Origin of the sequence: Sphingomonas trueperi, assembly GCF_040545965.1 — a bacterium.
Lineage (GTDB): Bacteria > Pseudomonadota > Alphaproteobacteria > Sphingomonadales > Sphingomonadaceae > Sphingomonas > Sphingomonas trueperi_C.
The window spans coordinates 279024-291722 of sequence record NZ_JBEPMV010000003.1 but is presented as its reverse complement, the minus strand read 5'-3'; the positions used below and the strand labels follow the sequence as shown (position 1 = coordinate 291722).

General features: G+C 67.1%; 12 protein-coding genes and 1 riboswitch. Of the genes, 3 read left to right on the top strand and 9 right to left on the bottom strand.

Going from position 1 to position 12699, the window contains the following annotated elements; all coding sequences use genetic code 11:
- Nucleotides 1–46: 46 nt before the first annotated feature.
- Nucleotides 47–1099: a threonine aldolase family protein gene (locus ABIC35_RS09015; protein WP_121075000.1), complete on the bottom strand. Its 1053-nt coding sequence runs from the start codon at nucleotides 1097–1099 to the stop codon at nucleotides 47–49.
- 52 nt (nucleotides 1100–1151) lie between these two features.
- Nucleotides 1152–1263, bottom strand: a riboswitch (SAM-I-IV-variant riboswitch).
- Between the two features lie 97 nt (nucleotides 1264–1360).
- Nucleotides 1361–2185 carry a type I methionyl aminopeptidase gene (gene map, locus ABIC35_RS09010; protein WP_121075003.1) on the bottom strand — a complete coding sequence of 275 codons (825 nt, stop codon included), beginning with the start codon at nucleotides 2183–2185 and terminating at the stop codon, nucleotides 1361–1363.
- Between the two features lie 55 nt (nucleotides 2186–2240).
- On the opposite strand from map, the gene ABIC35_RS09005 reads away from it, so the two are divergent.
- Together ABIC35_RS09005 and ABIC35_RS09000 are read left to right on the top strand one after the other, a co-directional pair.
- Nucleotides 2241–2744: a GFA family protein gene (locus tag ABIC35_RS09005; protein ID WP_121075006.1), complete on the top strand. Its 504-nt coding sequence runs from the start codon at nucleotides 2241–2243 to the stop codon at nucleotides 2742–2744.
- Nucleotides 2744–3499 (top strand): competence/damage-inducible protein A, encoded by a 756-nt coding sequence (locus ABIC35_RS09000; protein WP_121075009.1) that lies wholly within the window; start codon nucleotides 2744–2746, stop codon nucleotides 3497–3499. The genes ABIC35_RS09005 and ABIC35_RS09000 overlap by 1 nt, the downstream gene beginning before the upstream one ends.
- 106 nt (nucleotides 3500–3605) lie before the next feature.
- Here ABIC35_RS09000 and ABIC35_RS08995 read toward each other — a convergent pair whose 3' ends face one another.
- From ABIC35_RS08995 to ABIC35_RS08975, 5 genes are all read right to left on the bottom strand, one after another.
- Nucleotides 3606–6545, bottom strand: a complete 2940-nt coding sequence (locus tag ABIC35_RS08995; protein ID WP_354278412.1) for a TonB-dependent receptor plug domain-containing protein — start codon at nucleotides 6543–6545, stop codon at nucleotides 3606–3608.
- Between the two features lie 379 nt (nucleotides 6546–6924).
- Complete coding sequence (locus ABIC35_RS08990; protein ID WP_121075015.1) at nucleotides 6925–7854, bottom strand: bifunctional riboflavin kinase/FAD synthetase; 930 nt, start codon at nucleotides 7852–7854, stop codon at nucleotides 6925–6927.
- A 174-nt stretch (nucleotides 7855–8028) separates the two neighbouring features.
- On the bottom strand, nucleotides 8029–9198 hold the full coding sequence (locus ABIC35_RS08985; protein ID WP_121075018.1) for a dipeptidase: 1170 nt from the start codon (nucleotides 9196–9198) through the stop codon (nucleotides 8029–8031).
- Entirely contained in the window at nucleotides 9195–9671 is a 477-nt protein-coding gene (locus ABIC35_RS08980; protein ID WP_121075021.1) for a dihydrofolate reductase, read from the bottom strand. The genes ABIC35_RS08985 and ABIC35_RS08980 overlap by 4 nt, the downstream gene beginning before the upstream one ends.
- Nucleotides 9668–10462: a thymidylate synthase gene (locus ABIC35_RS08975; RefSeq protein WP_121075024.1), complete on the bottom strand. Its 795-nt coding sequence runs from the start codon at nucleotides 10460–10462 to the stop codon at nucleotides 9668–9670. Before ABIC35_RS08975 ends, ABIC35_RS08980 begins: the two co-directional genes overlap by 4 nt.
- A 114-nt stretch (nucleotides 10463–10576) precedes the next feature.
- On the opposite strand from ABIC35_RS08975, the gene ABIC35_RS08970 reads away from it, so the two are divergent.
- Complete coding sequence (locus tag ABIC35_RS08970; RefSeq protein ID WP_121075027.1) at nucleotides 10577–10969, top strand: JAB domain-containing protein; 393 nt, start codon at nucleotides 10577–10579, stop codon at nucleotides 10967–10969.
- On the opposite strand, the gene ABIC35_RS08965 is transcribed toward ABIC35_RS08970, so the two are convergent.
- Nucleotides 10966–12366 carry a M20/M25/M40 family metallo-hydrolase gene (locus ABIC35_RS08965; RefSeq protein WP_121075029.1) on the bottom strand — a complete coding sequence of 467 codons (1401 nt, stop codon included), beginning with the start codon at nucleotides 12364–12366 and terminating at the stop codon, nucleotides 10966–10968. The two genes, ABIC35_RS08970 and ABIC35_RS08965, sit on opposite strands and share 4 nt — an antisense overlap.
- Nucleotides 12367–12427: 61 nt before the next feature.
- Entirely contained in the window at nucleotides 12428–12691 is a 264-nt protein-coding gene (locus tag ABIC35_RS08960; RefSeq protein ID WP_121075032.1) for a hypothetical protein, read from the bottom strand.
- Nucleotides 12692–12699: the final 8 nt, after the last annotated feature.

Genomic DNA, 12699 nt, shown 5'->3' with positions numbered 1-12699 from the left:
CAAATGGTCCCCCTCCCCCGGAGCTGCGCTCCGAGGGAGGAAACACTTAGGCGGCGAGTGCCGTGGCTCCGCTCACCGCGCGAATGTCGGCGGCAAGCTGGTCCACCCGCGCCGGATCGGCATCCCAGGCGAACATGAACCGCGCCCCGCCGCCGATGAAGGTATAGAAGCGCCAGCCGCGCGCGCGCAGGCCCTCCAGCACCGGCTCCGGGGCCCGGACGAAGACGCCATTGGCTTCCACCGGGAACATCAGCTCGATCCCCGGCAACCCTTCGATCTGCCCCGCCAGCCGCTGCGCGCAGGCATTGGCATGGCGCGCGTTGCGCAGCCACGCGCCATTCTCCAGCATGCCGACCCAGGGCGCCGCCAGGAATCGCATCTTGGATGCCAGCTGCCCGGCCTGCTTGCAGCGATAGTCAAAGTCCTGCGCCAGCGCGCGATCGAAGAACAGGACCGCTTCGCCGACCGCCATGCCGTTCTTGGTGCCGCCGAAGCAGAGCACGTCGACGCCAGCGCGCCAGGTGATCTCGGCGGGGTCGCAGCCGAGCGTCGCGCAGGCATGGGCAAAGCGTGCGCCGTCCATGTGCAGCTTGAGGCCAAGCTCGCGGCAGACCGCCGAGAGTGCCTTCACCTCGTCCACCGTGTAGACCTGCCCGGTCTCGGTCGGCTGGGTGATCGTCACCACACGCGGCTTGGGAAAGTGGATGTCGGAACGGCTGGTCGCTACCGCGCGCACCGCCTCCGGCGTCAGCTTGCCGTCCTCGCTCTGCGCGACGAGCAGCTTGGAGCCGTTCGAGAAGAACTCCGGCGCGCCGCACTCATCGGTCTCGACATGCGCCGCCGCCGAGCAGATCACGCTGTGATAGGATTGGCAGAGCGCTGCCAGCGCGAGCGAATTGGCCGCGGTGCCGTTGAAGGCGAAGAACACCTCGCAATCGGTCTCGAACAGCGTGCGGAAGGCATCGGCGGCGGTGTGGGTCCAGCGATCGTCGCCATAGGCCGGTGCGTGGCCCTGGTTGGCGGCTTCCATCGCTGCCCATGCCTCGGGGCAGATTCCGGCATAATTGTCGCTGGCGAATTGCTGGGCTTCGGTCGTCACGCTGTACTGCCTTCTTCCTGTTCCAGGAGGCGGGCTGACGACAGGAAATGTGGCGTGGACACCGTGTTGCCGGGTTCGGCCACATCCCTCCACTTTGCCATGGAGGCACCACCTTGCACGGGGCAGGTTGGTGCCGGGCGTCGGCCCGACTCTTGATGCTGCAGCAGCGAATAACGGAAGTTGCGAGGGGGCGCAAGATTGTTGCGGCATTCCCCTCCCGCTTACGGGAGGGGAGCGCAGTAGGGCAGGTTCGATCTTCGCTCAGTACGGCGGCTGGTGCAGGCCCTTGGGGCTGGTCGTGAAGATCTCGCAGCCGGTCTCGGTGATGCCGATCGAATGCTCGAACTGCGCCGAAAGCGAGCGGTCGCGGGTCACTGCCGTCCAGCCATCGTCGAGCAGCTTCACGTCGGGACGGCCGATGTTGATCATCGGCTCGATCGTGAAGAACATGCCCGGACGCAGTTCGGGCCCGGTGCCGGGGCGCCCGACATGGACCACCTCGGGCGCGTCGTGGAACACTTGGCCGAGGCCATGCCCGCAGAAATCGCGGACCACGCCGTAGCGATGCTTCTCGGCATGGCGCTGGATCGCGTGGCTGATGTCGCCCAGATGATTGCCCGGCTTGGCCTGCTCGATGCCGAGCATCAGGCACTCATAGGTCACGTCGACCAGCCGGCGTGCCTTGATTGGCACGTCACCGACCAGATACATGCGGCTTGTGTCGCCGTGCCAGCCGCCGAGCAGCGGGGTCACGTCGATATTGACGATGTCGCCGTCCTTGAGGACGCGGTCGCCCGGAATCCCGTGGCAGACGACATGGTTGATCGAGATGCAGCAGCTATGCGTGTAGCCGCGATAGCCGAGCGTCGCGGGCACCGCGCCGGCGGCAACCGTCATCTGCCGGACGATGTCGTCCAGCTCCTGGGTCGTCACGCCGGGCACGACATGCGGCACCAGCGCGTCGAGGATCTCGGCGGCGAGGCGGCCGGCCTTGCGCATGCCTTCGAAGCCTTCGGGGCCATGGAGCTTGATCGCATGGCTGCGCGCCTGCGGCATGTCCGCCGTCACGTTCACATATTCGGTCATGCTTGCGATATAGGAGACCCGGGCGCAAAGGGCGAGGGGGCTTTGGAGGTTGCGGATGCAGGAATCGAGCGCGGCGTGGCTGGAAGGCGGATGTGCCTGCGGCGAGGTGCGCTACCGCGTCGCCGCCGATCCGATCCTCGTCAACAACTGCTACTGCACGCGCTGCCAGCGCCAGACCGGCTCGACCAGCGTGGTCAACCTGTTCATCGAGAGCGAGAAGCTGGAGCTGCTCACGGGCGAGACCAGCAGCCATGTCGTCAAGGCAGGGTCGGGTGGCCCACACGAGATCGTCCGATGCGCGACCTGCGGCACCGCGTTGTGGAGCTTCTACCCGCGGCTGGGCCGGCTGGGCGCCGGGGTGCGCGTAACGACCCTCGACGAACCGGCCCGTATCCGTCCGAATGCGGCCATCTACACCGCCGATCGCATGCCCTGGGTGACGCTGCCCGAAGGCGTGCCGCAGTTCGAAGCCGCCTATGATCCGGCCGCGGTACTGCCGCCGGATCGGCTGGCCCGGATGCGCGCGCTGGCCGAGCGCAAGCGGGCGGCGGCGCTCTGATGGCCGCGCGGATCTGGACCGCCGGCCTGGTGGTGATCGGCGACGAAATCCTGTCGGGCCGCACCCAAGACAAGAATATCGCGCAGCTCGCCACCTGGCTGAACGCGCAGGGCATCCGTCTCGCCGAGGTGCGGGTGGTGCCGGACCAGCAGGCGGCGATCGTCGAGGCGGTGAACACGCTGCGGGCACGCAACGACTATTGCTTCACCACCGGCGGGATCGGCCCCACGCATGACGACATCACCGTCGACGCCATTGCCGCGGCGCTGGGTGTGCCCGTGGTGGTGCACGCGGAAGCGCGCGCGGCGCTGGCCGACTATTATGCCAGCAAGGGCGGGCTTACCGAGGCGCGGTTGCGGATGGCGCGGGTGCCCGAGGGCGCCGAGCTGATCGTCAACCGCATGTCGGGCGCGCCGGGGATCCGCTGGGGCAATATCTTCATCCTTGCGGGCGTGCCCCACATCGCCGCGGGCATGCTCGATGCGCTCACCGGTACGCTGGAGGGCGGACTGCCAGTCGTATCGCGCACGGTCGGCTGCTGGGTAGCGGAAAGCGAGATTGCAGACCTGCTCGGCGAGACCGAACGGGCGCACGAAGGCGTATCGATCGGCAGCTACCCCTTCTTCCGCGATGGGCGCGTGGGCGCCAACTTCGTGGTGCGCGCAACCGATGCGGCGCTCGTCGACCGCGTCATCGCGATCCTCGCCGACGGGCTGGAAGCGCGCGGCTTCGAGGCGGTCGACGGCGGCATCTGATTCCCGGCTGCGGTACGCGCGGCGCCTCGATCACCGACAAACGCCAAAAAAAAGAGCGGCACTCCGAAGAGTGCCGCTCCCATTCCATCATCCCTTAGGGGATTGATCAGAACTTGAAGGTCGCGCCCACGTACAGCATGCGGCCGTACAGGTCGTACGTATCCGCCACCGTCTGCGTGCCCGGCCAGGTGACCTGGTTGGTGTCGCCGAAGACGGGCGGCTTGGTGTCGAGCAGGTTGTTCACGCCCGCATACAGCTCCATCTGCTGCTTCTCGCCGACCATCACCTTGCCCTGCAGGTTGTGGTAGAAATAGGCCGAGATACGCTGCGCATCGGGATCGCCGAGGTTGTCGGTCAGCGGGCCCATATAGTCGATGCGGTAGTTCAGCTGGAACTTGGGCGCGCTGAACGTGATGTTGGCAACGCCCTTGTCCTTGAAGCCCGAACCGAGGCGACCGCAGCTGTAGCAATCGGCCTGACCAAGCTCGTTCTGGACCGGACCGCCCGGGAACGGCGTCTGCTGCTGCTTGAAGCGATGGTTGTACATCACGTCGAAGTCAAAGCGCGATGCGCCGACCGGCACCGCATAGCGCGCCTCGACGTCGATGCCCGACACGAGGAACGAACCGGTATTCAGGTTGAGCGCGTTGACGCGGGTGATGAAGCCGTTGCTGTCGCGGATGACGTTGTTGCAGAACAGCGGGTTCCCCGATGCGATGCATTCGTCGATCGAGACCTGCTGGCCGATGATGCCGATCGCGTTCTTCACCTTGATGGTGTAATAGTCGACGGTCATGCTGAAGTTCTTGAAGAACGTCGGCGTGATCACCGCACCGGCGGTGAAGGTGTCGGCGGTTTCCTCGCGCAGGTTGCGATTGCCGCCGAGCAGGCCGTCGATCGTCTGGATCTGTGCCGTGCTGTAGGCGAACGCACCGCGGGTTGCGACCGTGTTCGCGATACCCGGGATGTTGGCGCACGCAGGATTCAGCGCGCCGATCGGAGCGCCGTCACCGTCGCCGCCACGCTGGTCGCACCGGTCGGTCACTGCCGGGAACGTCTGGCTGATCGAAGCGAACAGTTCGCCGATGTTCGGTGCGCGGGTCGCGCGCGAATAAACGCCGCGGAAGCGGATGTCCGAGGTCGGTGCAAAGGTGGCGCCGCCCTTGAAGCTCCACACGCCGCCGACGGTCGAATAGTCGGCATAGCGCGCCGCGCCCTCAAGGCCGAGATACTTGATGCCCGGACGGTCTTCGACGATCGGCGCGACGACTTCGACGAAGCCTTCCTTGACGTTGAAGCTGCCCTGCGTGTTCGTGATCTGGTTGCCCGCGCTCAGGCCCGCCTGGGTGAACGGATCGAACACCTCGGAGCTCTTCTCGTGGCGATATTCGCCGCCGAATGAGATCGCGACCGGACCGCCCCACAGCGAGAACAGGTCGCCGTTGATGCTGCCGGACACGACGTCCTGGTTCACCTTCGCCAGATAATCGAAGGCAACGTTGCTGCCGTTGACCAGCTGCACGGTGCCGCCGTCGATCAGGGTCACGGTGCGCGTCGGGCCGGTATAGGTCTGCAGGAACTTCGAGGCTGCCGCCGAGACGGTATTGGCGCCGAAGATGTTCATCGGCACGCAGCCCGCTGCACGCGCCGCCGCATCCGAGCAGCGAACCTGGCCGTCGGGGCCGATCTCGTTGCTCAGCGCCGCACCGTAGTTGGGCGTGTAGATCGACTGCGCGGTGGTGTGATCGCGGCTTTCCGAGTGCTCGTAATAGATATCGTACGACCAGTTGGTGCCGGCGGTGAACTGACCCTTCGCACCGATCACGCCGCGATAGAAATCACGCTCGTTCTTGTTGCTGCGGCTGAAGATGTCGTTCGAGCGGCGACGGAACTGGACGACGTCCACGCCGTTGGCGACCGCGGCTGCGCGGATCGCGTCCGGCACGTACGGGCTGCTGATCGGGATGCCGGCATAGGCCGAACCGTCGAAGTTCAGCGCTGCGCCCGCGCCCGTGTTGGCGATGGCCGACGGCTCGAGCGAAGCGTTCGAGTTGGTGCGGCTGTACTGGCCCTGCGCGTAGAGCTTGAACGCATCCGAGAAATCGTAATGGGCGAGGACCGCACCCTGGTAGCGCTCGACCGGCACCGACAGCAGGCGATCGCCGTTGCGGTTGTACCCATCGACGTTCGCGCCCTGATAGCCCTTCAGGGCGTTGTTCGGACCGAAGGTGAAGGTGCTGGGGTTACCGGCAGTGAAGCCATCGGTATCCGGGCCGCTGACGTCGAACACACCCTGCGAAGCGTAGGAGCTGCGGTTCGGCAGGTCGCGCGACGAGAAGGCGCGGTCGCGCGAATACAGGCCGTGATCATTGTCATAGCTGAAGTTCGCGGTCACGTTGCCGCGGCCGCCGCCGAAGTTCTGGCCGCCGGTGATCGTGACATACTGGCGCGGCGAGTCGCCCTTGTCCGAGAGGGTGTTCTGCGCGCGGACGCGCAGGCCCTGGAAGTCGTTCTTGAGGACGAAGTTGACCACGCCCGCGATCGCTTCCGAACCATAGACCGCCGAGGCGCCGCCGGTGACGACTTCGACGCGCTGGACCAGATCGGTCGGGATGTTGTTGACGTCGACGGCCGAGCTGCCGGCGATGCCCAGCGTACGACGGCCGTCGATCAGCACCAGGGTGCGCGACGAGCCGAGGTTGCGCAGGTTCACCGTCGCGGTGCCGTTGCCGGTGTTCGAGAAGTTCGAGCTGGTGCGGCTGATATTCTGGCCAACCGACGGCAGCGTGGCGAGCACGTCCTGGATATTCGACGCACCGGTCTGCTCGATGCGCTCGGCGCTGACGACGGCGACAGGGGTCGACGACTGGAGATCGGGGCGCGCGATGCGCGAGCCGGTCACGACGATTTCGGTGCCGGCGCCCTGCTGCGCGGCGTCAGTCGCGCCATTCTGGTCCTGGGCAAATGCGGGCGCGGCGAACAACGCCACGGCGCCCATTCCTGCCAGCGCCGTGCCGGCGCGGAGGGCATACGCGATACGAGACATAACCTACTATCTTCCTTTGCTGCGCGCGCCGGCGTTCCAGACGGAGGGGCGCGCGCTCTCCCTAGATCGTGTCGGCAGCTAGGCTGGCGACGACACTGCGGCGGGGCATGAGCCGCTGTAACCATGGTGTAAAGTAGCCTCCGCCACCCCTAGCGGCTTTGTCTCGGCCATGTGGCTTCCAGAACACAGTTAAGGAGCAAAGATATGGCTCGAGAGAAACAAATATATAAACGCCACTGCTGATTGGCATCAATATTTCACTGTTACAATTTGGCAACAAATGGTGACTATCGGCAACATTGTCACGGCCACGCCATCGGGCGCGAAGGCGTCCGGGCGGGCGGCAATGTTGTTTTTTAGGAAGGCAGTATGGCGAGCGTTAGGGCTGCTGGGAGAGCAGCTGCCGCGCCTGCGCTGCGTCCAGATTCATCTGAACGGTAAGCGCATCGAGGCTGTCGAACTTCGCCTCGGGGCGGAGATAGTCGATCAGCGCGACCTCCAGCGTCTGGCCGTACAGGTCGCCGCTGAAATCGAAGAAGAAGCTCTCGAGCAGTTCGATCGGCGGATCGAAGCTGGGCCGGATGCCGAGATTGGCAACGCCGTCCAGCACGCGCCCGTCGGGCAGGCGTCCGCGCACGGCGTAGATGCCGTATTTCGGGCGGAGATAGGTGCCGAGCCGCATGTTCGCGGTGGGGTAGCCAAGCTGGCGGCCCAGCTTCGCGCCGCCTTCCACTTCCGCCGCGATCGCGAAGGGGCGGGTGAGCAGCGCCGTGGCACCACGGGGTTCGCCAGCCTTGAGATGCTCGCGGATGCGGCTGGAGGAGACGATCTGGCCCTCCGTCGCCACCGCGCCTACCGTTTCGGCGGTAAAGCCGAGCTCGACGCCCAGCGCAGCCAGTGTCGCGACATTGCCCTCGCGGCCCTTGCCGAAGGTAAAATCCTCGCCGGTAACCACCCCGGCGGCACCGACCGTTTCGACCAGCTGCTCGGCGAACTGGCGTGCGGTCAGGCGCGCGAGGGTGGCGTCGAAGTGGAAGACCAGCATGCCGCAGGCACCCGCGCCGGCGAACAGCCGCTCGCGCTGGTCGAGCGTGGTCAGCCGGAAGGGCGGGGCGTCGGGCTGGAAGAAGCGGCGCGGGTGCGGATCGAAAGTCGCGACGATCGCCGGGCGGCCCTCGGCGCGGGCACGCGCCACCGCGCGGCCGACGACCGCCTGGTGCCCAAGATGGAAGCCATCGAAATTCCCGAGCGCGACGATCGCGCCCCGGAGAGGAAGCGGAACCGCCGAGCCGCCGTCCAGCCGCTGCATGCGGTGGCTATAGGGATTGGCCGGCGCGATGCCAATGGGGGAGCGGGAGCGCGCAAACACTTAAGCCCCTCCTCCTCGGAGGAGGGGTTGGGGTGGAGGGATTCCAGAACATCTGTTGGTCTCTGTGAGACACTGCCCCACCCCAACCCCTCCCCTGAAGGGGAGGGGCTTAGGCTATCCCCGCTCCATTCCCGCCTTCAGCACGCGCAGCACATTCCCGCCCATCACCTTGGCGATTTCCTGCTCGGAAAAACCGCGATCGACCAGCGCCTGGGTCACCACCGCCAGCTGCGATGCATCGAACCCGGTGGTCACCGCGCCGTCGAAGTCCGAGCCGAGCCCGACATGGTCGATTCCAACCAGGTCCCGCACATGCACGATTGCCGCCGCTACAGCCTCGGGGCTGGTCGAGCAGACCGCCGCCTCCCAATAGCCGATCCCGACAACCCCGCCGGTGCGGGCGATGCCGCGGATCTCCTCGTCGGTGAGGTTGCGGTTGACCTTGCAGGTCGCCTGCACGCCGCCATGGCTGGAGACGACCGGCCGCCGCGCCATCGCAATGATATCCGCCACCGCCGCATGGCTGGCATGGGCGATGTCGACCACCATGCCGAGCGCCTCCATCCGCCGCAGCACCTGCCGGCCGAGCGGCGTCAGCCCGCCCTTGGCCTGCCCATGCATCGAGCCCGCCGCTTCGTTGTCGGAGAAATGGGCGAAGCCGGCCATGCGGAACCCAGCCGCATAAAGCCGGTCGAGATTGGCCGGATTGCCCTCCAGATCCTGCAGCCCCTCGATCGACAGCAGCCCGCCGGTGACCTTGCGCCCGGCCGCGCGATCGGCGAGCAGTTGGTCGAGCGCGGCGGGGGTGCGGATCACCCGCAGCGCACCGCCCGAGGCGGCGGCCGCGCGGTCCAGCTTCTCCGCGTGCCAGAGCGAGCGCTGGAGCAGCGAGCCCCAGGTGCGCGGCGGCTGCGCTTGCGCGATGGCGAGCAGCGTGATGTTGTCGCTGTCCGAGCCATTGGCGTCGTAATTCTGGTGTCGCGGCGTCTTGGTGACCGAGGAGAAGACCTGCAGCGCGACATTGCCCGCCTGCAGCCGCGGCAGGTCGACCTGGCCGCGATTGGCGCGATCGAGCAGGTTGCGGCGCCACAGCAGCGTGTCCGCGTGCATGTCGGCGATGGCGAGGCTGGCGTGCAGCGCGCGGGTCTGCGGCGTGACATGGGGCAGGGGCACCGGTACGACGCGGTTCATCCCTGCCTCCACCGCCGCCGGCGCGATCCCGAAAAAGCCGAACGCTGCGATGGCCAGCACCGCCGCGACGCCGATCAGGATCGGGCGCTTCATCGCCGCCGAAGGAGCGTCACGAAATCATAGGCGGGGCGATCGCCGTCCGCTGGATGCGGCTCGCGCGCGGTCTCTTCCCAATTGTCGGGGTCGAAGGCGGGGACGTGCGCGTCGCCAACAGCATCGAGATGCACTTCGGTCAGCTCGATCCGATCGGCGCGGTCGAGGAACAGCGCGAACACCTCCGCGCCGCCGATCACCGCCACGTCCTCGCCCGCCAGCGCCAGCGCTTGGTCGACGTCATGCGCCACCTCGGCGCCCTCGGCCTGCCAGCCGGTGTCGCGGGTGAGCACGATATGGCGCCGGCCGGGCAGGGGGGCGGGAAAGGATTCGAAGGTCTTGCGCCCCATGATCATCGGCCGCCCCAGCGTCTGCGCCTTGAAGCGCTTGAGATCGGCGGGCAGCCGCCAGGGAAGCTGGCCGTCACGGCCGATCACGCCATTGTCCGCGCGGGCGAGGTGGAAGCTGATCATACCGCCACGGGCGCCTTGATGTGCGGCTGCGCGACATAATCGTGGATTGCGAAATCCTCATACTCATAGGCGTCGATCGACGGCGCGTTGCGGAGGATCTCCAGCCGCGGGAGCGGGCCGGGCGTGCGGCTGAGCTGCTCCTGCGCCTGCTCGAGATGGTTGAGATAGAGGTGGCAGTCGCCGCCGGTCCAGATGAAGTCGCCGACCTCGAGCCCGGCCTGCTGCGCCAGCAGATGGGTGAGCAGCGCATAGCTGGCGATGTTGAACGGCACGCCGAGGAAGATGTCGGCGGAGCGCTGGTAGAGCTGCAGGCTCAGCCGGCCGTTCGCGACATGGCACTGGAACAAGCAGTGGCACGGCGCCAGCGCCATCGCGCCCAGCTCGCCCGGATTCCAGGCGGAAACGACCATCCGGCGCGAGGCAGGATTGGTCTTCAGCGTTTCGAGCAGCTCGGCGATCTGGTCGATATGGCGGCCGTCGGCAGCCTCCCAGTCGCGCCACTGCTTGCCATAGACCGGGCCGAGATCGCCGTTTTCGTCGGCCCACTCGTCCCAGATGCTCACCTTGCGCTCCTGCAGCCAGCGGACATTGGTGTCGCCGCGCAGGAACCACAGCAGCTCGATCAGGATCGAGCGGAGGTGGAGCTTCTTGGTGGTGAGCAAGGGGAAGCCCTTGCGCAGGTCGAAGCGCATCTGTGCGCCGAACACGCTGCGCGTGCCGGTGCCGGTGCGGTCCATCACCTCCACGCCATCGTTCAGCGCGCGGGCCATCAGGTCGAGATACTGGTGCATGGCCGGAACCTAGCGGCGCGCGCCACGCGAGTCATCCGGCTTCGCGCCATTTCGGAGGTCCGGATCGGATCGGGTTGCGGTTCGTGCGGCCGGCGCAGGGTGGCATGCCGGGACATGGTACTCGTGTCTCCGGACCCGTATATTCTAGACTTTCCCGCCGCGCGTGCGCTGTTCGGCAGGCTTGCCGAGGCGCGTACCGAGATCGCCGCCTTCGCCTATCTGGCGCGCGATGGCCGATTGCTCGGCATGCGACACCTGCGCGGGGAGCATGCCGCCATGGTCGATATTCCCGTGCGCTGGGTAGTCGCCGACGCATTGACGTTCGACGCCGCCGCGGTGGTGATGGCGCACAACCATCCGAGCGGCGACCCCACCCCCAGCGCCGCCGACCGGGCGGCGACCCGTCGGCTGCTGGTGGCGCTCGAACCGATCGAGGTGCGGCTGATCGATCATCTCGTGCTCGCCCGCGACGGCACGGCGAGCTTCCACGCGCTGGGCTGGCTCTAGCGCGCGAGCGCGGTCAGCACGCTGCGATAATAGGTGATCGAGGGCGCGATCTCGCTGAGCGGAGACTTTTCGTTCAGCCCATGGGCGAAGCTTTCGCCGGGCGTGGTGAACATCGGGCTGACGCCGTAGCTCGGCACGCCCTTGGCGCGGAACCACATCGAATCGCTGGCGCCCGTGCTCATGCCCGGCACCACCGCGACGCCGGGGAAGCGGGCATGGATCGCGCTGGTCACCGCGGCGATCAGATCGGGACGCAGCGGCGAGGCGGGACTCGCGACCGAGCCGCTGTCGAGCGTGCGGATGGTGAGCGCCGGGTCGGCCGCGGCCGTGGCGAGCGTCTGCCGCACCTGCTCCACCGGCGTGCCGGGGAAGATGCGGCAATTGATGTTGGCAGTCGCGCGCTGGGGTAGGGCGTTGGTCGCGTGGCCGCCGTTGATCATGGTGGCGACGCAGGTGGTGCCCGTCTGCCCGACCAGGCTGGGCTCCGCTCGCAGCGCCGCCAGTGCCTCGCCATCGTTCGGGTTGGCGAGGAAGCGGCGGATCATCGCGGCGCGGGCGGGCTCGGCCTTGGCGGCCTCGGCTTCCCAGCTGCCGCGGGTGATCTCGTTGATCTGGCCCGGAAAGGCGTGCGCCTCGATGCGGGTGAGGGCATGGGCGAGCGTGTAGATCGCATTTTCGCGGCGCGGCGCGCTCGAATGGCCGCCGGGATTGGTGACCGTCAGCTCGAAATCGGCATAGGTCTTCTCGGCGCCGTCGATGCCGAAATAGGTGGGCTTGCCGCCGGCATCGAGCGCGCCGCCGCCGCCATCGACGTTGAGCAGCAGCTCGGCATCTGGGAAGCGGTCGGCCATCAGTGCGGTGGTCTTCATTGCCGTCTCCTCGTCGCCGGAGAGCAGCAGCACGATGTCGCGCGCGGGCCGGAAGCCGCTGCGCTTGAGGTCGATCAGCGTCGCGACCATCGTCGACAGATCATATTTCATGTCGGCGGCGCCGCGGCCGTAGATGAAGCCGTTCTCGATCACCGGGGTGAACGGGTCGCGCGTCCAGTCGGCGGGCTTGGCCTCCACCACGTCCATATGGCCGGAGATCAGCAGCGGCTTGGCGCCGCCCTTGGCCTTGCCGGTGCCGCGATAGCGGGCGACCAGATAGGCGGTGTCGCCCACCGGCACGATCTCGACATCTTTGTCCGCAAAGCCGCCAGCGACGAGCGTCTGCTTCAGGAAGGCGGCATAAGCCGGGGTCTGGTTGCCGGGCCCCGCGACGGTGCGGAAGGCGATGCCGCGCTTGAGCAGATCGAGCGCCTGCGCCTCGGCCTGCGGATGCTGCTGGGCGTGCGCGGCGCCCGTGCCGCACGCGAACGCAAGCGCCACCATGGCGAGGCGAAGAGATGCACGCATGAAAAATCCCCCGATCGGCTGATGGATCAGGAGCTTACTGGGTTGCGGGGGCAGCGCAAGGTCATGCCGGGTCCTCCTCGCGAAGCTCGACGATCTCGAATGCGAACGATGTCCAGCCGCGCTTCCTGGCGGCCTCCGCGGTCGCCGCCTTCTTGCCGGTGGCTTCCTTGGCCGACTTGCTGTGCCCCCAGAACACTTCCGTCTTTCCGTTCTCGAGCACCGCGACGATGCGCCAGAAATGCGTGAAAGGTGCGGCGGTGGGGCCGATGGTCTTCACATAGCCATCGGCCATGGTTGCGGTCAGGTAGCGCTTCTTTCTCGCCATGCCGCGCT

Bases quoted from the DNA above. Each gene is read 5' to 3' on its own strand.
- ABIC35_RS08980 (WP_121075021.1), bottom strand. From the start codon at position 9,671: ATGATCAGCTTCCACCTCGCCCGCGCGGACAATGGCGTGATCGGCCGT.
- ABIC35_RS08965 (WP_121075029.1), bottom strand. From the start codon at position 12,366: ATGCGTGCATCTCTTCGCCTCGCCATGGTGGCGCTTGCGTTCGCGTGC.
- ABIC35_RS08970 (WP_121075027.1), top strand. From the start codon at position 10,577: ATGGTACTCGTGTCTCCGGACCCGTATATTCTAGACTTTCCCGCCGCG.
- ABIC35_RS08985 (WP_121075018.1), bottom strand. From the start codon at position 9,198: ATGAAGCGCCCGATCCTGATCGGCGTCGCGGCGGTGCTGGCCATCGCA.
- ABIC35_RS08960 (WP_121075032.1), bottom strand. From the start codon at position 12,691: ATGGCGAGAAAGAAGCGCTACCTGACCGCAACCATGGCCGATGGCTAT.
- ABIC35_RS08975 (WP_121075024.1), bottom strand. From the start codon at position 10,462: ATGCACCAGTATCTCGACCTGATGGCCCGCGCGCTGAACGATGGCGTG.
- ABIC35_RS08995 (WP_354278412.1), bottom strand. From the start codon at position 6,545: ATGTCTCGTATCGCGTATGCCCTCCGCGCCGGCACGGCGCTGGCAGGA.
- ABIC35_RS09005 (WP_121075006.1), top strand. From the start codon at position 2,241: ATGCAGGAATCGAGCGCGGCGTGGCTGGAAGGCGGATGTGCCTGCGGC.
- ABIC35_RS08990 (WP_121075015.1), bottom strand. From the start codon at position 7,854: ATGCAGCGGCTGGACGGCGGCTCGGCGGTTCCGCTTCCTCTCCGGGGC.
- map (WP_121075003.1), bottom strand. From the start codon at position 2,185: ATGACCGAATATGTGAACGTGACGGCGGACATGCCGCAGGCGCGCAGC.
- ABIC35_RS09000 (WP_121075009.1), top strand. From the start codon at position 2,744: ATGGCCGCGCGGATCTGGACCGCCGGCCTGGTGGTGATCGGCGACGAA.